The organism is Zavarzinia aquatilis (genome assembly GCF_003173035.1).
GTDB classification, from domain to species: domain Bacteria; phylum Pseudomonadota; class Alphaproteobacteria; order Zavarziniales; family Zavarziniaceae; genus Zavarzinia; species Zavarzinia aquatilis.
On sequence record NZ_QGLE01000002.1, the window covers coordinates 275,682 to 294,591 of the forward strand.

The window sequence follows — 18,910 nt, forward strand, 5'->3', positions numbered from 1 at the left end:
CTTGTGTCGAGAAGCCGCGTTCCTAACGGAATTGGCGGCCCTTGGCAATGGTCATTGCTGAAAATCGCCCGGCTGATCAGAGCCGGGACAGGAGCTCCGCCTTCTTCGCACCGAATTCCTGATCGGTCAGGATGCCCTTGGCGTGCAGCGCCGCCAGTTTCTCGATCGCGGCGAAGATATCGCCCTCAGCGGGAGACGGCGGCGGCATCGGCGCGATGGGGGCTGGCGATTCGAACACGGGCGCGGGCGGCGGCGCGAACACGGGCGCGAACACCGGCGCGGGCGCGGGCGGGGCCATCGGCGCCTGACCGTCGATGGAAACGATGGGCAGGCTGGCGACGTCGATCAGGCCATACTGGCTGGTGAAACTGAGGGTGCCTCCATAGGACTGCTGCTGCGAGAAGCCGCCGATATTGTGGTCCAGCGTGTCATAGACGGTGACGTGGCCGCCCATGGCGATGGCGAGGCGGCGGCTATCGGCGAAATAGGCGTAGCGGACGTCGTTCTGCGCCCCGGTGGAGGAGGCGAAGCCCAGCTCCGCCGGCCACCAGTTGGCGCCCTGCCCCGGCGGCGGCGGCACGAACAGGCTGGCCGCGCCAAAGCCGGCGGACGCGCCGCTGCCCTGATACTGCGTGTTCTGGTAAGGCCCGCCCTGATACTGGCTGCCCTGGGACTGCGACTGGAACGAGCCGGTGTGGATCAGGTCGGGCTGGTTGGCGACGAGGTTCGACAATTCCGTGCACAGGCTGTCGACCCGGCCCTTCAGGTAATTGTTGAACATGTCGGAGAGCATGATCATGCCGCCCCGCATCCACTGGCCCGAACCGGCGAATTCGGGGTGATTGAACTGGGCCATGCTGCCATTGCCGTCGATCACGCTGCCCAACATGCTGGCGACCGCGTCCGGGCTGAAGCCATGGCGCTGGGCGATGTCGTTGACCGCCTGCTGCCCGGCAGGTGAAAGCTGTCGCATTGTCGATCCCGAATACTGAAAGGCGGCCGTGCCGCGTGTCGGCGCCACCATGCGCCCCTTCACCGCCCTTGGCGAGGAAACAACGAGGCTTCGCGGCAGATTCCGGCAGGCTGTCAGGTTCCGGTCAGGAAATGTCACCAGAATGGGAATGCTTGATTTCAGAAGGAAATGAGCATGAGAGTCTCCGCGCAAACGACCATTCCTGAACAGAGGCCGCAACAGATCGCCCCGACGACCGAAAGGGTCGGCGAGCGTGAGAACGACGGCGACAGCGACGACGGTGGCCACGTCGCCGCCGCCGCCCCGGCCAAATCCGGCTATCTGTCCCCGGGGGTGGGCGCCAGCGTCGATATTTCGGCCTGACGGGTCGGGACGGGCCCCGCGCCCGTCCCGATGGCGCCCGCTCCGGTCCCGGGATTGGCACGGCGGCAATTGCTGGCTATTACTGGCGGCCATTCGCGTAACCAGATGGTCATGACCCATGAGCGACAGCCTGCCCGACCGGCTTTCCACCAATCCGAAGAGCCCCTATTACGATGAAGAGCTGCTGAAGCGCGGCATCGGCATCCGCTTCAAGGGCGTCGAGAAGACCAATGTCGACGAATATTGCATCAGCGAGGGCTGGATCCGCGTCGCCGCCGGCAATGCCCGTGACCGGTTCGGCAATCCGCTGACCATCCTGCTCAAGGGGCCGGTCGAGCCGTTCCTGCGCGACAGCCAGGAAGGCTGATGCCCCCATGCTGAGCGACGAGCAGCTCGACCGCTATGCCCGCCACATCATCCTGCGGGAAGTGGGCGGGGCCGGTCAGGCCAGGCTGCTTGCCGCGCGCGTGCTGATCGTCGGGGCGGGCGGCCTCGGCGCGCCGGCCGCGCTCTATCTCGCGGCGGCGGGGGTTGGCACCATCGGCCTCGTCGATGCCGACACGGTTGCCCTGTCCAATCTGCAGCGCCAGATCCTCTACCGCACGGAAGATGTCGGCCGCCCCAAGGTCGAGGCGGCGGCGGCGGCCCTGCACCGGCTGGACCCGGCGACGGCCCTCGAACTGCATCCCCTTCATTTGGACGAGGCGTCCGCCCACGATCTGGTGAAATCCTACGATCTGGTGCTGGACGGGACCGATAATTTCGCCACGCGCCACGCGGTCAACCGGGCCTGCGTCGCCGCCGCGCGCACGCTGGTCTCGGGCGCCGTGTCCCAGTTCGAGGGGCAGGTCGCCACCTTCCGCGGCCGCCCCTGTTACCATTGCTTCGTTCCCGAGGGCACCAATGCCGCCGCCGATTGCGCGGGCCAGGGTGTCCTTGGCGCCATGACCGGCGTCATCGGCAGCCTGATGGCGGTCGAGGCGCTGAAGGAACTGGTTGGCATGGGCGAGAGCCTGGCTGGCCGTCTCGTGCTGTACGACGCCTTGTACTCCCGCTTCCGCACCCTCCGTCTTGCCAAGGACCCTGCCTGCCCGGTGTGCGGCGGGGGATAGGACCCCCGTCATGAGCGAAGCCGCCGCCCCGCCCGTCAGACCTTACAGCGACGAGGATTTCGGCCGGTTGCGGCGCCTGGTCGGCCCCGCCGTCGACCTGTGGACGGCGCTGACCGATCCCGTGTTCGAGGGTATCGAGAACATACCGCTGGACGGGCCGGTGCTGATGGTCGGCAATCACGGCATGATGGGCACGCTCGATGCCGCCATCATGTGCTTTGGCCTGCGCCAGCGGCTGGGCATCTGGCCGCGCGGCCTCGCCGATCACGTCCATTTCCGCATTCCCGCCTGGCGCGACCTGTTCAGGGCCGCGGGCGCGGTCGAGGGCACCCACGACGGTTTCCGCGCCCTGATGCGGATCGGCGCCCATGTCGTCGTCTATCCGGGCGGGGTCGGCGAAGTGTTCAAACGCAAGGGCGAGCAATATCACCTGCGCTGGAAGGAGCGGATCGGCTTCGCCAAACTGGCCATCGAAGCCGGCTGCAAGGTGGTGCCCTTTTCCGCCGTCGGCGCCGATGACAGCTATTCCGTGCTGATGGGCTCGGACGAGATGCTGAAGATCCCGGGGGCGGCCGCCCTCGCCCGGCGCCTGAAGCTGAAGCCCGATTACGTCGGTCTCTACCGGGGTCTCGGCCTGACCGCCCTGCCCCGGCCTGAGCGTTATTACTTCCGCTTCGCCCCGGCGATCGACGCCGGCCGTTTCGCGGGCGCGGTCACCGACGAGAACGCCTGGACCCTGCGCCGCGAGGTCGAGGCGGCGGTGGAAGCCGGGATCGACGATCTGCTGGCGCTCCAGGCCGAAGACCCGGACCGCCGGTTCCGCCGCCGTGCCCTGCCGCTGGCGAAGGGCCTGTGGCGGCGGCTGCGCGGCGGGCCCGATCAGACGCCGCGATAGGCCGGCGGACGCTTTTCCTTGAACGAGGCGACGCCTTCCGCCGCATCCGCCGTCGCCGCGAGGCGGGCCGTCACCGCGCCGAGATCGCCGATTGCCGCCTTCGGCCCGTCGAGCAGGGCAAGCCGGGCGTTGGCGAGGCTGGCCTGTACCGCCAGCGGCGCCTGCAGCGCGATTCGGCGCGCGATGGCCAGCGCCGCGTCGAATTCCGCCCCCGGCTCGACCACCTCCTGCACGAAGCCATAGGCGCGGGCGGTTTCGGCGTCGAAATCGTCGCCGGTGAGAATCAGCTTCATGGCATTGCCCCAGCCGGCGCGCTGGGCCATGCGGATGGTGGCGCCGCCATAGGCCATGATGCCCCGCTTCACCTCGAGCTGGGCGAAGCGGCTGTTGCTGGCGGCGACCGCGATATCGGCGGCGAGAATCAGCTCGATGCCGATGGTGAAGCAGATGCCCGCGGTCGCGACCACCACAGGCTTCGACGACCGCCGCCCGTGCAGACCGAGGGGATCGACGAGACCGTCGGGGAACAGAGGATCGCCGTCACGCTGCGATGCCGCCATCTTCGGCAGGTCGAGGCCGCCGGTGAAATGCCCGCCCGCCGCATGGAGCAGCCCGACCCGCGCCTGCGCCGATTCCTCCAGCGCCGTATAGGCTTCCGCCAGCTCGCGCAGCATCTTCGGGGTGAAGCCGTTACGCTTCTCCGCCCGGTCGATGCAGATGGCGAAAACCCCGCCTTCCAGCAACGCTGTGGTGATCTGGCCGTCCTCGTGGCGCGCGCTCATCGCTTGCTTCCTTGTTCTTGTGCTTGATCTTTCGGTCCGAGGCATGGTCCATAGCGGCCGGGCTTATGCAAGGGGCTTTCCCCGATCATCGTCCAGCGCCGCGCCGCCGTCCTGACGGATTGACAGGCGCGGTGACGGACAGTATGGTCCGCGCTCACTTTTCGGCGCCTCGGGCGCCGCTCTCGTTTATGGCCGAAGGGCCGGGTTGGTTGTCATGAAGATCGTCAATTCCCTCAAGACTCTGAAGACCCGTCATCGCGATTGCCGCGTGATCCGTCGTCGTGGCCGCGTCTATGTGATCAACAAGACGCAGCCCCGCTACAAGGCCCGCCAGGGCTGAGGCCGAGGCCGGTCGATCCATGGTTGCCGCGGTCGTCTTCGATCTCGGCAAGGTGCTGATCGACTGGGACCCGCGTTATCTCTACCGCCGGCACTTCGGTGCCGACGAGGCGGCGATGGAGGAATTTCTTTCCTCCGTCTGCTCGATGACATGGCATACCCGCTGCGACGCTGGCGTGCCCATGGCCGAGAATGTCCGTGAGCTGGCCGCACGCCACCCGGACAAGGCCGATCTGATCCGCGCCTGGGACGAGGAATGGCCGGCCATGTTCGCCGGCGCCATCCCGGGTTCGGTCGCATTGCTCGAGCGGCTGCACGAAAGGGGCATCCCCCTTTTCGCCATCACCAATTACCCGGCGGACAAGTGGTCGCACGGGCTGTCGCAATTTCCCTTCCTCGGCCGTTTCCGCGACGTGCTCGTCTCCGGCATCGAGAAACTGGCCAAGCCCGATCCGGAAATCTTCCGCCGCGCCTGCGACCGTTTCGGCATCCGCCCGGAAACCAGCCTGTTCATCGACGATCTCGCGGCCAATGTCGCCGCCGCCGCCGCGCTCGGCTTCGATACCCATCGTTTCGAGGGCGCGCCGGGGCTGGAAACAGCCCTGAAGTCCCGCGGCCTGCTCTGATCCGCGCTCTGGCCTTAAGGGGCCATTAAGCCCATTTCGCGTAAAACCGCCTGAGGGGCCACCCGGAGCGCCAGGGGGCGGAATGCACAACGACCAGGAAAGGGCCGCGCAGACGGCCCTCGTTCAGATAGCGAAAGATGCCGGGCATCTCGGCATCGAAATCGCCGACGTCGCCGGCCTCGTCGAGACCGTCGCTGGCGAAATGGAAGGCCAGGCGAATGCCTTCGGCCAGCTGCGAAGCGACGCCGACGAACTGGCCGGGTCGAACCGCACCATTCTCCACGCGGTGACCGAAGCCCGGGCGACCAGCCGCGACGCTGCCGAAGCCATGCGCCGCAGCGAGAGCGAGGTCGGCATGTCGCTCGCCGAGATTCGCGGTCTCGTCACCAATGCGGTCGCCGTCGCCGCGGAATTGCGCAAGCTCGTCGCCTCGCTGGAGGATGTGCGCAAGGTCGCGCGCGGCATCGACAGCATCGCCCGGCAGACCAATCTTCTGGCCCTCAACGCCTCGATCGAAGCCGCCCGGGCGGGCGATGCCGGCCGGGGATTCGCCGTTGTCGCCGCCGAGGTGAAGGCCCTCGCCCGCTCGACCTCGCTTGCCACCACGGAAATCGACGCCACCCTCGCCATGCTGGGCAGCCAGAGCGCCCGGCTGGTCGAGGAAAGCGATGCCGCCAGCCAGCGGGCGGAGGCGGTCGAAAAGGGCACGACGACCATCGGCACGGCCATCGGCGAGCTCGCCCGCCGCTTTGCCACCGTCGACAATGGCATCGGCGCCATTTCGGGCGCCGCCGACAATATCGCCCGCCGTATCGACGGGCTGGTCGATACGGTCAGCACCATGACCGATGGCGTGCAGCGTTCATCGACCTCGCTGAGCGCGGCCAAGGAGCGCAGCAACGCCGTGCTCGGTATCGCCGAGCGCCTGCTGGGCCAGACCGTGGTGCCGGGGATCGCCACAACGGACACCCGCGTGCTCGACGTCGCCCTGGCCGCCCGGAATGCCATCGAGGCAGCCCTGGCCCGCGAGATCGCCGCCGGGACCATCGCGGTGGCCGACCTGTTCGACGAAGACTACAGCCCCATAGCCGGCAGCGCGCCCCAGCAGTACACGGCCCGCTTCACCAGGCTGACCGACCGCCTGTTGCCCTCGATCCAGGAGCCGGCGCTGACCGCCGACCCGCAGATCGTCTTTGCCGTCGCGGTCGACCGCAACGGCTACCTGCCGACCCACAACGCCGCATTTTCCCAGCCACAGGGCAAGGACCCGGCCTGGAATGCCGCCCATTGCCGGAACCGGCGCCTGTTCACCGACCGGGTCGGCCTTGCGGCCGCGCGCAACCGCGAGCCCTTCCTGTTGCAGTCCTATCGCCGCGACATGGGGGCCGGAAAATTCGCCCTGATGAAGGATATGTCCGTGCCGATCACCATCGGCGGGCGCCACTGGGGCGGCTTTCGTGTCGGCTATCGGGTCTGACCGCCGGTCTTCCCAATTTGTCCCGGCTCGGTGACGGCGTGGGAGGAGTTGCTGTTGCGGGCCGCGCCCCCTGCGTGATTGCGTTGTGTCCCTGAACCTGTTTCAAGGAGTCGATTGTCCGCCATGAACTCGACCGCCCAAACCCCACCGAAACAGCCCGCCCCCGGGCAGGCCGCGCGGGTGGTCCTGGTGCTGGACGACCACGTCGCCCTGCGCGAGGAACTGGCGGAATATTTCGGTTCGATGGGCTACCAGGTGATGCAGGCGGGCGATGGCCCCAGCCTTTCGGTGGCCTTGCGGCAGCATCGACCCGATCTCGCCGTGCTCGACATCGACCTGCCGGGCTGGAACGGCATCGAGATCGCGCAGGCCATTCACCGGCGCGATCCGTCGATCCGTATCATCCTGATGACGGGCAACCCCAACTGGGTGACCCCTGCCCTGAGCACATCGTCGGGCGCCTTCGCCCTCGTGGAAAAGCCGATCGAACTCGCCCGCCTGTCGCGGGTCGTCAAGGCCGCGCTGCTCTAGTTACCAGGTCGGGAAGTCGGCCTGCTGACGCGGCCCGTTGGCCTCGGTCGCCGTCAGGCCGATATCGGTCAGCAGATGACCGGACGTCGCGCCGAGGCGCGCGACTTCACGCCGCGCGACACGCCGCGCCCGGCGGGCTTCATGATCCTGGATCATGTCGCGCAGGCTGCGGCCGATGAGCGCCAGCAGGCGGCCGGCAGGGCGGGTGGTGGAGAAAACGACGGTGGACATGGCTTGCATCCATTGCTTCAGGCCCTGAAAATGAGCCTTCGGCGGTGTTTTCGCCAGGGAGTTCTGGTCATGAACTTATCAGCTTTTCTCATGGGCTTCGCGCCTGCGAGAAGATCGCCATGATCGGGCGCGGCCACCTGCCCTCGCTGAATGCCCTGCGGGCCTTCGAGGTCGCGGGCCGGCTGCTGAGTTTTTCGCGGGCGGCGACCGAACTGGGCGTGACCCAGGGCGCCATCTCGCGGCAGGTGAAGCTGCTCGAGGGGCAGCTCGGTGTCGAATTGTTCCATCGGGGCGCGACCGGCGTCACCCTGACCGACGAGGGACGCCAGCTGCTGCCCGTGCTGACCGAATGCTTCACCAAGATGGCCGAGGCCTCGGCCTCGCTGCGGGACGATCCGTTCCGCCTGTCCATCGGCGCGCCGCCATCCTTCGGGATGCGCTGGGTGATGCCGCGCCTGCCGCGTTTCCAGGCCGAGAATCCGCGTATCGACGCGCGCCTGACCATCACCACCGACGACCTGAACGATCTCGCCGGTTTCGATGCCGGGGTCCATTACGGGGCCACGCCGCCGCCGGGGCTGCACGCCCTGAAACTGGCCGCCGAACGGCTGGTCCCGGTGGCCGCGCCGCGTCTGATCGACGATCCGGCCCGGCCGCTGAAGACGCCGCAGGACCTCGCGCGCCACACGCTGATCGACACGGTGCCTGACCGGCGGTACTGGCGGCTGTGGCTGCAGGTGGTCGGCCACGACAGCCTGACCGGCGAGCGTGCGCAGGTCATCACCATTCTCGACATGGCGCTGCGGGTCGCGGAACAGGGCCTTGGCATCGCCATCGGCGATGTCGCCATGATCGCCGACGACATCGCCCTCGGCCGGCTGGCGGCGCCCTTCCCGGTCGAGGTGCCGTCGGGCTTTTCCTATTGGCTGGTGGCCCGGCCGGAAGCCTCGGCCCGGCCGAAGCTGCGCAGCCTGTTCCGTTTCATGGAGAAGGAGGCGCGGGCGACGGCGGCCCTGAAATTGAGGCCGCCGGCCGCGCCTTGAAACTTACTCGGCCGCCATCGGCAGGGCGGCGACGATGCCGCCCTCGACATCGGGCTTCAGCCGGGCCAGCCCCTGGGCGAGGCGGCGCCAGCAACGCTCGCCGGTCGCGCCCTTGCGCCAGACGATGCCGATGGTGCGGCCCGGCGCCGGATCGGGCAGTCGGCGGACGACGGTACCGTCGCCCAGATGGCTTTCGACCGCGACCGCCATGGCCGGCAGCAGGGTCACGCCCCGGCCCCGACCGACGAGACGGGCGAGGGTCGACAGGGAAGCGGCGCGCATGGGCGCCCGCAACTGGCCATCGTCGCACAGGGACAGCGCCTGATCGGCAAGGCAATGCCCTTCCTCGAGCAGGAGCAGCGGACGATCGGCCAGCGCCTCCACCGACACCTCGCCCGAGGCGGCGAGTGGGTCGGCCTGCGGCAGCAGGGCATAGAAGGGTTCGGCGAAGGCGATGGCGGTTTCGAGATCGCGGCCGAGCACGCCACTCTGCGGCAGGGCCAGCAGCGCGGCATCGAGCGTGCCCGTACGCAGCGCCGAGACCAGCTCACCGGTCCGGCCTTCGATCAGTTCCAGCCCCTCGGCGGCATAGGCCGTGCCGAGATCGACGACGTCCGGCCCCAGATAGGGCGCGATGGTCGGGATGACGCCGAGACGCAACGGCCGGGCCGCCGCGGCCGCGCCAAGGGCACGCAGGCCTTCAACCTCGGCCAGGATGCCGCGCGCCTTGGCGATCACGGCCTCGCCCAGCGCCGTCGGCGTAACGCCCCGGCGCGAACGGGTCAGCACCAGACCGTCAAGCGACTGTTCGAGCAGCTGGATCTGGGCCGTCATCGCCGGTTGGCTGACGTTCAGCGCCGTCGCCGCCTTGCGGAAGCTCTGATGGTCGGCGACGGCGACGAGATAGCGGATCTGGCGCAGCGAAATCGACATGGACGTCATTCCTTCGACGGGGCGGGCGACCGGTTGCGGTTTGCACCACGAACCCCGGCCACCCTCCCGGCCCGGAGTCCGCCCGGCCCAAAGCCGGCCGGAAGCTCACCGGCCTTTTGTAGCGTCTTTGCGAATGACTTGCAATTGCGTTTTTAACGCCGCGATCAGAACCTCAATTTGCCGGCCTGGATGTCAGCATGGATCGCGGGGGTCAGGGCCGCGATACCGCCGAGGTCGGGATGACGGATATAGAGCGGGTCGGCGACCTGCCCGGGATCGAACCCCTCCTTCACCAGATCGACCTTGCGGTGCTTGAAGGTGCCGGTGATTTCGATCTCGCCCTGCAGGCGCAGGAAATAGGGCTGGGCATAGGCCGGCAGCGACTTGGCGATATAGGCATCGAAGGCGGCAAGATCGAGGCTGTCGCCCGCGACCATGGAGGCCATGCCGGCGCGCCCGTCGCAATTCGGCACCTGCACGCCGAAGACATTCACCTCGCGCACGCCGGGGAAGGTCGACAGAACCTCGGCCACCTCGGCGGTCGAGACATTCTCGCCCTTCCAGCGGAAAGTGTCGCCGATGCGGTCGACGAAATAGAAATAGCCGTGCCGGTCGCGGCGCATCAGATCGCCGGTGCGGAACCACATGTCGCCCTTGGCGAAGACGTCGCGCAGAATCTTCTTCTCGGTCTCGGCCTTGCCCTTGTAGCCCTCGAAGCGGCCGACCGGCTTGTTCGGGTCCTGCGGGATGAGGCCGATGGTCTCGCCCGGCTCGTCGGGCGCGCATTCGATGCAGAACCCCCGTTCATCGCGCACCGGCTGTTCAGCGACCACGTCGAACTTGATGATCTTGGTGTTGAAGACCTTGTCCAGATAGAAGGGAATCCGGCCGATCGCCCCCACCTTGCCGTCAGCATTGATCAGGGCGACGTTGCCTTCGGTCGCCGCGTAGAATTCGACGATGCGCGGAATGCCGAAACGCTCCTGGAAGCTCGGCCAGATTTCCGGGCGCAGGCCATTGCCGCAGGCGACGCGCAGGCGGTGTTCCCGTTCCTTGGCGTGGGGCGGCGTGTTCACCAGATAGCGGCACAATTCGCCGATATACTGGAAGCAGGTCGCGTCGTAGCGCACGACATCGTCCCAGAACTGGCTGGCGGAGAATTTCCGCCGCAGGATCACTGTGCCGCCGACCGACAGCATCGAGCCGACGGCGATGATGCAGCCCGCCGAATGATAGAGCGGCAGCACGCAATACATGCGGTCGTGGCGCGTCGCGTCCATCTGGGCGGCGAAGGCGTTGCAGGCCTGCAGGAAGCGGTAATGGCTGATATGGGCCGCCTTGGGATTGCCCGTGGTGCCCGAGGTATAGATGTAGAAGAGATTGTCCTTGGCGATGAGGTCCGGGCGCTTCGCCTTGGGCAATTCGCCGGTCGGCTGGGCGGCGATGGCTGCATCGAAATCGCTGGCGCCCTGGATCGCGCCGGCCGAGGCATGGACCGGCGGCAATTCCGCGATCAGGCCGCGGATCGAATCCAGCGCCGGGGCATATTCGCCGTCGATGATCAAGGCCTTGGCCGCGGCGACCGTCAGGCTGTGGTTCAATTGCCCGCCGGTCAGGTTGGTGTTGATCAGGGCGATGCAGGCCCCGGCCTTGGCGAGGCCGAGCCAGGTGATGATGAATTCCGGCCGGTTGGCCATCATCAGGGCGATGACGTCGCCCTTTTCGATGCCGTGGGCCTGCGCCCAATGGGCGACCTGATTGGCCCTTGCGTCGAGACTGGCCCAGCTGACCTCCTGCCGCTCGAACAGGATCGCGGTGGACTTCCCGGCCCGGCGCGCCTGCTGTTCGACCATCTGGACGACGGTATAGTCGCCGTCGAGGCGAATGGAGCTGAGCCGCATGAGCACCGAGACCATGCTCTCGACATAGTTCAGCTCCATCCGGGTCCTGCCCACCAGACCCGTCGGGTCCAGCCGCGTCGCCAGATCCAGAATACCGTTCAGCATGACCTGTTCTCTCCCCTTTTGCCGTTTTCCTTACCGAACTCGCCTGTCCGGGTCCAGCGGCAAGTGACATTTTGTCATTCGACAGACACGGGACCGCGATGGCGCGGCCACGCGTTTACGCAACGGGAAGCGAACGGAACGGCGATGCCGGATCAGCCGCGCGGAGCGGCCAGGGCCTCGATATAGAAATGGCGGACCGAGGGTTCGGCCGCCTTCACGCTGGCGGCGAGTTCGTGGATCGCCCCCTCGACATCGTCGCCGCTCTGTCCGTCGCGGAAATCGACGGTGGCAAGGACGATCAGATCGTGCGGCCCGAAATGGACCGAGAGGATTTCGCCCACGGCCTCGATCCGGGGATCGGCCGCGACCTTGGCCCGGATCGCCTCGAGCACCACAGGATCGGCGCCTTCGCCGATCAGCAGGCCCTTGCATTCGACGGCCAGGATGACCGCCGTCAGCAGCAGCACGCAGCCAATGACGATGGCGGCGATACCGTCGAACACGGGCATGTGCAGGTAATAGCCGATGAGAATACCGGCCAGCGCGACGACAAGCCCGATCATCGCCGCCGAATCCTCCAGCAGCACGGTGACCAGGCTGGGATCCTTGGTATCGCGGATGGCGCGGATCATGGACTTGCGGCCGCGCCCCTTGTTGAACTCGCCAATGGCGACCGAGAAGGAATAGGCCTCGAACACGATGGCGACGCCGAGCACGATCAGATTGACCAGCGGATCATGCATCTCGCCCGGGCTCATCACGGCCTGGATGCCTTCATAGAGCGAAAGACCGCCGCCCAGGGCGAAGATCAGGATCGCGACCAGGAAGGACCAGAAATACAGCTCCTTGCCATAGCCGAAGGGATGCCGCGAATCCGAAGGGCGCGCCGCCCGGCCGAGGCCATAGAGCAGCAGCAGCTGATTGCCGACGTCGACGAGGGAGTGGATGCCCTCGGACAGCATGGCGGAGGAGCCGGTCCAGATGGCGGCCGCGAATTTGGTCACGGCGATGCCGCCGTTGCCGAGCGCCGCCGCCACGATCGCCTTCTTCGATGAACCCGCCATGATTCCCCCAGAACCTCGCCACAGGGGCCCAATGTAGAATCTCGCGCCCGCTTTGTGCAGGCCCGCGCAACAAAAAAGGGGAAGCACGAGGCTTCCCCTTCTTGCACCGACCGAAGCAGGGCGGACGCGAGGCGCCCGCCCGCCGGGATCAGTTGTAGGCGCGTTCGCCGTGTTCGGCGACGTCGAGGCCTTCGCGCTCGGCATCCGCCGGGACGCGCAGACCGATCACCAGGTTGACGATGAACAGCAGGATCGCCGAACCGATGCCCGAGACCAGGATCGTGATGATCACGCTCTTGAGCTGGATGAACAGCTGGGCGCCCATGGTGACGCCTTCGGCATAGCCGACGCCGCCGAAGGCGGAGCTGGCCGCGATGCCCGTGCCGATCGCGCCGACGATACCGCCAACGCCATGGACACCGAACACGTCGAAGCTGTCGTCATAGCCGAGAGCATTCTTCACCACGGTGACGAAGAAGAAGCAGAACACGGCGGCGACGGCGCCAAGGACGATCGCGCCCAGCGGACCGGCGGTGCCGCAGGCCGGGGTGATCGCGACCAGACCGGCGACGACACCCGAGGCGAGACCCAGCAGGCTGGGCTTGCCCTTCGCGATCCATTCGACGAACAGCCAGGCGAGGCCGGCCGCGGCGGTGGCGACGAAGGTGTTGATCGCGGCGAGGCCGGCGGTCGAGCCGGCGCTGAGGGCCGAACCCGCGTTGAAGCCGAACCAGCCCACCCACAGAAGGGCCGCACCAACCATGGTGAAGACCAGCGAGTGCGGGGGCATGGCTTCCTTGCCGAAGCCGATACGCTTGCCGAAGAAGAAGGTGGCGACCAGCGCGGCGACACCCGAATTGATGTGAACGACGGTGCCGCCGGCAAAGTCGAGCGCGCCATCGTTGAACAGCAGGCCCGTGCCCGCCCACACCATGTGGCACATCGGGAAGTAGATGAAGGTCACCCACAGCGCCGAGAACAGCAGGACCGCGGAGAACTTCGCGCGTTCAGCGAAGGCACCGACGATCAGGGCCGGGGTGATGCAGGCGAAGGTCATCTGGAACAGGACGAAGACATATTCCGGGATGGTGCCGCTCAGGCTGTCCGGGGCCACGCCCTTGAGGAACAGCTTGGAGAAGTCGCCGATAAAGGCATTGCCTTCGCCGAAGGCGAGGCTGTAGCCGTAGACGACCCAGATGATCGAGACGACGCACAGGATGCCGAGGACCTGGGTCAGGACCGACAGCATGTTCTTGGAGCGGGCGAGGCCGCCGTAGAACAGGGCGAGACCCGGCACGGTCATCAGAAGGACGAGGACCGAGGACACCAGCATCCACGCGGTATCGCCGGCGGACAGCGTCGGTGCAGCTTCGGCCGCCGCTTCAGCGACCGGAGCCGCCTCCGCCGCCGCGTCCTGCGCGAAGGCGGCCATTTCGGGCACCATCAGCGCAGCCCCGGCCGCCCCGAGCAGCAGAGGAAGTTTCCAGTTGAGTTTCATGGGAAGGACCCTCTCGTCGGCACGCACTCAGAGCGAATCCGGACCGGTTTCGCCGGTACGGATGCGGATGGACTGCTGAAGGTCGACAACGAACACTTTGCCGTCGCCGATTTTGCCCGTGTGGGCGGCCTTCTGGATCGCCTCGACGACCTGCTCGACGATTTCGTCGGCGACCGCGGCTTCGATCTTGACCTTGGGCAGGAAGCTGACGGTGTATTCCGCACCGCGATAGATTTCGGTATGGCCCTTTTGGCGACCGAAACCCTTCACTTCACTTACCGTGAGCCCGGGCACACCAACAGCGGCCAGAGCTTCGCGCACGTCATCGAGCTTGAACGGTTTGATGACGGCCATCACGAGTTTCATGGTTTTCCCCTCACGATTGACCTCAGGGCCGCGCCAGCCCCGACCGTGCCCGAAACGAGCGAAGGCCGGACGCGCCACCCCGGGTCCTGCTAGAATCAAGAACCGTGCCAATTACGGCTGTCGGCGGGTTTCGCGCTGCAACAGGGCTATGCGCCTCGTGATCATCGTCGCAATTTCGACAAAATGCTGCACAAAAGACCAGCAATGCACAGATTTTAGCCAACATGCGTCTGACCCCGGGGCCCGAGCCCTGAAACAGAGATGGCGCCCAGCCGCGGCGACCATTAGGTTGCGCCGATCATGAGCTTTTCCAGGCCCCCCCGTTCCGGTGCCCCCGGCCCCGCCGCCCCGGTCCATCGCCGCCCCCGCCCCAAGCCCGAGGCGGAGATCGCCGATGCCGTCATCGACGCCCTCGTGGCGGTCGAGAGCGGCCGCGCCGCCGACAAGGTGCTGAAGGCGACCTTCGACCGGCGCAAATGGCCGCCGCCGATGCGCAGCCGGATCGCCCGCCTCACCCTCGGCATCATCCGCTGGCGTGCCCAGCTGGACTGGTGGCTGGAGCGGGCCGGTTGCCGGCCGCAGCCCATGTCCCGCTTCGTCGCCGCCCTCGCCCTGATCGAGGGTGCGGAGAAGGGCGTGATCCGCAAGCATCTGCCCCGCATTCCGACGCCCGAAGCCCATGCCATGGACGAGCTGGTCGGCCATTCGCTGGATCATCCGGACCAGCCGACGGCGATCGCCGCCAACCTGCCCGACTGGCTGATGCCGCGCCTCGCCGCCCGCTTCGGCAAGCGCCTGCTGCCCGAGGCGCAGGCCCTCTGCGCCGAGACCGGCCTCGACATGCGCGCCAATATCCTGAAGGGCAGCCGCGACGGCGCCATCGCCGCCCTGGCGGAAGACGGCATCATCGCCGTGCCCACCCCCCTGTCGCCCGTCGGCCTCAGGGTCGAGGGCCGGCCGGCCATCGCCCGCAGCCGCGCCTGGCGCGACGGCCTCGTCGAGGTGCAGGACGAAGCGTCGCAGCTCGCCGCCCTCATCCTCGGGGCGCGGCCGGGCGAAAGGGTGCTCGATTTCTGTGCAGGCGCGGGCGGCAAGACCCTGGCCATCGCCGGCACCATGGCCAACAAGGGCCGCCTCATCGCCACCGACAGCGACGAGCGCCGGCTGGAACAGGCCGTGCCCCGGCTGCGCCGCGCCGATGTCCATAATGTCGCGCGTCACGCCATCGGCGCCGAGGGCGACCGCTGGCTGAACCGCCAGAAGGGTGCCTTCGACCGGGTGCTGGTCGATGCCCCCTGCACCGGCACCGGCACTTTCCGTCGCAACCCGGATGCCAAATGGCGGACCAGCCCCGAAGAGCTGGAGCATCTGACCGCCCTGCAGGCCCGCCTGCTCGACCGGGCGGCGACCCTGGTCCGCCCGGGCGGCCGCCTCGTCTATGCCACCTGTTCCGTTCTGATCGAAGAGGACGACGCCCAGATCGAGGCTTTCCTGGCCCGGCACCCGGATTTCCGGGTGGTTCCGGTCGCCGAAGCCTGGGCGGCCATCGGTTCGCCCCGGCCGGTGCCGGTCGATGGCCCCTATCTGTCGCTGAGCCCGGCACTGCATGGGACCGACGGTTTCTTCGCCGCCGTGCTCGAGCGGGGAGCGGCCGCACCGCCCGCCGTCTGACCATGAACTACCGTCACAGTTTCCACGCGGGCAACGCGGGCGATGTGCTGAAGCATCTCGCCCTCGCCTTCATCATCGACCGGCTGAAGGCGAAGCCCGCGCCGATCACGGTGATCGACAGCCATGCCGGCGCCGGCCTCTACGCCCTCGATACCGGGGGCGGCGAATGGCAGGACGGCATCGGCCGCCTGCTGGGCCAGGAGGTCTCGACCTGGCCGGCCGCGGCCCGGCCTTATGCCGAGGCGCTGGGCGGCGATCCGATGCTCTATCCGGGTTCGCCGCTGATCGCGCTGCGCCTGTTGCGCGATCAGGACCGGCTGATCGCCTGCGAAACTGGGGAGGAGGTGGCGGAGGACCTGCGCTTCGCCCTCGCCCATGATCCGCGCGCCGCCGTGCACCGGCGCGACGGCTGGTCGGCCCTTCGCGCCTTCCTGCCGATAAAGACCGGGCGCAGCCTCGTCCTGATCGACCCGCCCTTCGAGGCGGCGAATGACTTCGCGCTGCTGGCGGAGCACATGATCCAGGCGGCGCGGCGGGCATCGACGGCAATCATCGTCGGCTGGTATCCGGTCAAGGGCCGGCAGGCGGCGGACCGGCTGCACGAGGTCCTGCGGTCATCGGGCATCGCCAAGATCCTGGCGGTGGAACTCCTGACCCAGCCCGATCACGACCCCCTGCGCTTCGCCGGATCGGGCCTCGTCGTCATCCGGCCGCCGTGGCATTTCGACACGGCAATGGCGGAGGACCTGCCCCGTCTGCTGACCCTGATGGGTCAGGCCCACACCGGCTCGGTGCGGGTCGACTGGCTGAGCGGGGAAACGGTCGAGGCCGAATGAAAATCGGCGCCCGGAAGGGGCGCCGATATCAAAACATTGGGACCGGGAATGCCTTATTCGGCGTCCGAGGATTTGTCGCCTTCGGTCTTGCGGGCGATGCCGTCGAGCTGACGCTGCATCGATTCGATCTGGGCGCGCAGGGCCGAAATCTCGCCTTCGGCACCGGGCGGCGGCGGAGGCGGCAACTCGCCGGGAGCCCCGCCTTCGCCGGTCGCGACGCGCAGCGCGGCGAAGGGCGGGAAGGCGCGGATCGCCCGCTCGAACAGCGAGAAATTCTGCCGCGCCATTTCCTCGAAGGTGCGCAAGGGATTCTTGCCCGAGAAGGCTTCGGTGATGACGCTCTTCACCTGTTCCTGATTCTTGGAGAAAGACTCCATCGACAGCTCGAGATAATTGGGCAGCACGCCCTGGAGCTGGTCGCCATAGAACCGGATCAGCTGACGCAGGAAGCGGATGGGCAGCAGGTTCTGGCCCTTGCCCTCTTCCTCGAAGATGATCTGGGTGAGGACGGAGCGGGTGATATCGTCGCCCGTCTTCGCGTCATAGACGACGAAATCCTCGCCGTTCTTCACCATCTGGCACAGATGGTCGAGGGTGACGTAGCTGGAGGTCGCCGTGTTGTAGAGCCGCCGGTTGGCGTACTTCTTGATGGTGACGGGAGCCTCGCCGGTCGTTTTTTTTGCCACAGCCGTACCATTCACTTCTGGAGGACGTTCGTCCCCCATTCTCGCTTGTTGCGGTGCCGTCACGCAAGCGCCGCGTGAGGCTTGATCTGCAGCAAGGACGGTTGCGCACCCGCGACTAATTTCTCGTTTACCGGCGTCGGGCCGTCATGCAAATGTGGCGCCCGCGACGGCCCAAGCCGCCCGAATATCAGATGAAGGTGCCGGCCTGATGCGGCGCCGCAGCAAATCTGGGAGTGAACAATGACCGACGTCGTCATCGTCGCCGCCGCCCGTACCCCGGTCGGCTCCTTCAACGGATCCTTCGCCGATGTGCCGGCCCATGTCCTCGGGCAGACCGTCATCAACGAGCTTCTGAAGCGCAGCGGCGTTTCGGCCGCCGACGTGTCGGAAGTCATTCTCGGCCAGATTCTCGCCGCCGGTCAGGGCCAGAACCCGGCGCGTCAGGCCGCGGTGAACGCCGGCCTGCCGGTCGAAGTCCCCGCCTGGGGCATCAACCAGCTTTGCGGCTCGGGCCTGCGCGCCGTCGCCCTCGGCTTCCAGGCGGTGAAGAACGGCGATTCGGCCGTGGTCATCGCGGGCGGCCAGGAAAGCATGAGCCAGGCGCAGCACGCCGCTTATCTGCGCGCCGGCAGCAAGATGGGCGACGTGAAGTTCCTCGACACCATGCTGCGCGACGGCCTGACCGACGCCTTCTACGGCTATCACATGGGCGTGACGGCGGAGAACGTCGCCCGCCAGTGGCAGCTGACCCGCGAGGAGCAGGACGCCTTCGCCCTCGCTTCCCAGAACAAGGCCGAGGCCGCGCAGGCCGCCGGCAGGTTCAAGGACGAAATCGTCCCCGTGACGATCAAGACCCGCAAGGGCGATGTCGTCGTCTCGGACGACGAATACATCCGCAAGGGCGCGACGCTGGACATGATGGCCAAGCTGCGCCCCGCCTTCGACAAGGAAGGCACCGTCACCGCCGGTAACGCCTCGGGCATCAACGACGGCGCCGCCGGCGTCGTGCTGATGAGCGCCGAAGAGGCGAAGAAGCGTGGCCTGACCCCGCTCGCCCGCATCGTCTCCTGGGGCCAGGCCGGCGTCGATCCGAAGATCATGGGCACCGGCCCGATCCCGGCGTCGCGCGCCGCGCTGAAGGCCGCCGGCTGGTCCGTCGACGACCTCGACCTGATCGAGGCGAACGAAGCCTTCGCCGCCCAGGCGCTGGCCGTGAACAAGGATCTCGGCTGGGACACCTCGAAGGTGAACGTGAACGGCGGCGCCATCGCCATCGGTCACCCCATCGGCGCCTCGGGCGCGCGCGTGCTCGTCACCCTGCTGCACGAAATGCAGAAGCGCGACGCCAAGAAGGGCCTCGCCACCCTGTGCATCGGCGGCGGCATGGGCATCGCCCTGACGGTCGAGCGCGACTGATCGGGCGCAGCGCCCCACAGAAACCGTAAAGGCTTAAATCCGGCCGGGGATGAACCCCGGCC

Annotated in this window: 21 protein-coding genes; 12 read left to right on the top strand and 9 right to left on the bottom strand. The window is 67.4% G+C overall.

All coding sequences use genetic code 11. The annotated features are described in order from the left end of the window. Positions 1-76: 76 nt before the first annotated feature. A complete protein-coding gene (locus DKG74_RS04730) occupies positions 77-973 on the bottom strand; it encodes an SHOCT domain-containing protein (RefSeq protein WP_109903161.1) in 897 nt (298 codons plus the stop codon). A 174-nt stretch (positions 974-1,147) separates the two neighbouring features. Between DKG74_RS04730 and DKG74_RS04735 the strand changes: the two genes are divergently transcribed. The 4 genes from DKG74_RS04735 (at position 1,148) to DKG74_RS04750 (ending at position 3,343) form a co-directional block, all read left to right on the top strand. After that, the gene (locus DKG74_RS04735) at positions 1,148-1,336 is read left to right on the top strand and encodes a hypothetical protein (RefSeq protein WP_133251503.1); all 189 of its coding nucleotides are present in this window, start codon (positions 1,148-1,150) and stop codon (positions 1,334-1,336) included. 118 nt (positions 1,337-1,454) lie between these two features. Beyond that, the gene (locus DKG74_RS04740; RefSeq protein ID WP_109903165.1) at positions 1,455-1,703 is read left to right on the top strand and encodes a DUF3297 family protein; all 249 of its coding nucleotides are present in this window, start codon (positions 1,455-1,457) and stop codon (positions 1,701-1,703) included. A gap of 7 nt (positions 1,704-1,710) precedes the next feature. Then, positions 1,711-2,448: a HesA/MoeB/ThiF family protein gene (locus DKG74_RS04745; RefSeq protein WP_109903167.1), complete on the top strand. Its 738-nt coding sequence runs from the start codon at positions 1,711-1,713 to the stop codon at positions 2,446-2,448. Between the two features lie 10 nt (positions 2,449-2,458). Then, positions 2,459-3,343, top strand: a complete 885-nt coding sequence (locus DKG74_RS04750; RefSeq protein WP_109903169.1) for a lysophospholipid acyltransferase family protein — start codon at positions 2,459-2,461, stop codon at positions 3,341-3,343. Here the strand turns inward: DKG74_RS04750 and DKG74_RS04755 are convergent. Beyond that, positions 3,328-4,125 carry a crotonase/enoyl-CoA hydratase family protein gene (locus tag DKG74_RS04755; protein ID WP_109903171.1) on the bottom strand — a complete coding sequence of 266 codons (798 nt, stop codon included), beginning with the start codon at positions 4,123-4,125 and terminating at the stop codon, positions 3,328-3,330. The two genes, DKG74_RS04750 and DKG74_RS04755, sit on opposite strands and share 16 nt — an antisense overlap. A 214-nt stretch (positions 4,126-4,339) precedes the next feature. Between DKG74_RS04755 and ykgO the strand changes: the two genes are divergently transcribed. The 4 genes from ykgO to DKG74_RS04775 all read left to right on the top strand — a co-directional run bounded on the left by ykgO (position 4,340) and on the right by DKG74_RS04775 (position 7,098). After that, the gene (gene ykgO, locus DKG74_RS04760; RefSeq protein ID WP_109903173.1) at positions 4,340-4,465 is read left to right on the top strand and encodes a type B 50S ribosomal protein L36; all 126 of its coding nucleotides are present in this window, start codon (positions 4,340-4,342) and stop codon (positions 4,463-4,465) included. Between the two features lie 19 nt (positions 4,466-4,484). Continuing rightward, positions 4,485-5,090, top strand: a complete 606-nt coding sequence (locus DKG74_RS04765; protein ID WP_109903175.1) for an HAD family hydrolase — start codon at positions 4,485-4,487, stop codon at positions 5,088-5,090. An 82-nt stretch (positions 5,091-5,172) separates the two neighbouring features. Continuing rightward, entirely contained in the window at positions 5,173-6,567 is a 1,395-nt protein-coding gene (locus tag DKG74_RS04770) for a methyl-accepting chemotaxis protein (RefSeq protein WP_109903177.1), read from the top strand. Between the two features lie 123 nt (positions 6,568-6,690). Continuing rightward, on the top strand, positions 6,691-7,098 hold the full coding sequence (locus tag DKG74_RS04775; RefSeq protein WP_133251504.1) for a response regulator: 408 nt from the start codon (positions 6,691-6,693) through the stop codon (positions 7,096-7,098). Here DKG74_RS04775 and DKG74_RS04780 read toward each other — a convergent pair whose 3' ends face one another. Further along, complete coding sequence (locus tag DKG74_RS04780; protein ID WP_133251505.1) at positions 7,099-7,329, bottom strand: DUF1127 domain-containing protein; 231 nt, start codon at positions 7,327-7,329, stop codon at positions 7,099-7,101. A 119-nt stretch (positions 7,330-7,448) separates the two neighbouring features. On the opposite strand from DKG74_RS04780, the gene DKG74_RS04785 reads away from it, so the two are divergent. Further along, on the top strand, positions 7,449-8,372 hold the full coding sequence (locus DKG74_RS04785; protein ID WP_109903183.1) for a LysR substrate-binding domain-containing protein: 924 nt from the start codon (positions 7,449-7,451) through the stop codon (positions 8,370-8,372). Between the two features lie 3 nt (positions 8,373-8,375). Here DKG74_RS04785 and DKG74_RS04790 read toward each other — a convergent pair whose 3' ends face one another. From DKG74_RS04790 to DKG74_RS04810, 5 genes are all read right to left on the bottom strand, one after another. Further along, the gene (locus DKG74_RS04790; protein ID WP_165837534.1) at positions 8,376-9,305 is read right to left on the bottom strand and encodes a hydrogen peroxide-inducible genes activator; all 930 of its coding nucleotides are present in this window, start codon (positions 9,303-9,305) and stop codon (positions 8,376-8,378) included. 164 nt (positions 9,306-9,469) lie between these two features. Continuing rightward, positions 9,470-11,311: a long-chain-acyl-CoA synthetase gene (locus DKG74_RS04795; protein ID WP_109903187.1), complete on the bottom strand. Its 1,842-nt coding sequence runs from the start codon at positions 11,309-11,311 to the stop codon at positions 9,470-9,472. Positions 11,312-11,463: 152 nt separating this feature from the next. Continuing rightward, the gene (locus tag DKG74_RS04800; protein WP_109903189.1) at positions 11,464-12,375 is read right to left on the bottom strand and encodes a cation diffusion facilitator family transporter; all 912 of its coding nucleotides are present in this window, start codon (positions 12,373-12,375) and stop codon (positions 11,464-11,466) included. A 148-nt stretch (positions 12,376-12,523) separates the two neighbouring features. After that, positions 12,524-13,873: an ammonium transporter gene (locus DKG74_RS04805; protein WP_109903191.1), complete on the bottom strand. Its 1,350-nt coding sequence runs from the start codon at positions 13,871-13,873 to the stop codon at positions 12,524-12,526. 27 nt (positions 13,874-13,900) lie between these two features. Further along, on the bottom strand, positions 13,901-14,239 hold the full coding sequence (locus tag DKG74_RS04810; protein WP_109903193.1) for a P-II family nitrogen regulator: 339 nt from the start codon (positions 14,237-14,239) through the stop codon (positions 13,901-13,903). A 300-nt stretch (positions 14,240-14,539) separates the two neighbouring features. On the opposite strand from DKG74_RS04810, the gene DKG74_RS04815 reads away from it, so the two are divergent. Beyond that, positions 14,540-15,910 (top strand): RsmB/NOP family class I SAM-dependent RNA methyltransferase, encoded by a 1,371-nt coding sequence (locus tag DKG74_RS04815; protein WP_109903195.1) that lies wholly within the window; start codon positions 14,540-14,542, stop codon positions 15,908-15,910. Between the two features lie 2 nt (positions 15,911-15,912). After that, positions 15,913-16,746, top strand: a complete 834-nt coding sequence (locus DKG74_RS04820) for a 23S rRNA (adenine(2030)-N(6))-methyltransferase RlmJ (RefSeq protein ID WP_109903197.1) — start codon at positions 15,913-15,915, stop codon at positions 16,744-16,746. Positions 16,747-16,799: 53 nt separating this feature from the next. On the opposite strand, the gene phaR is transcribed toward DKG74_RS04820, so the two are convergent. Further along, on the bottom strand, positions 16,800-17,471 hold the full coding sequence (gene phaR, locus DKG74_RS04825; RefSeq protein WP_109903199.1) for a polyhydroxyalkanoate synthesis repressor PhaR: 672 nt from the start codon (positions 17,469-17,471) through the stop codon (positions 16,800-16,802). 201 nt (positions 17,472-17,672) lie between these two features. Here phaR and DKG74_RS04830 point away from each other — a divergent pair, with 201 nt between their 5' ends. After that, positions 17,673-18,848: an acetyl-CoA C-acetyltransferase gene (locus DKG74_RS04830; RefSeq protein WP_109903201.1), complete on the top strand. Its 1,176-nt coding sequence runs from the start codon at positions 17,673-17,675 to the stop codon at positions 18,846-18,848. Positions 18,849-18,910: the final 62 nt, after the last annotated feature.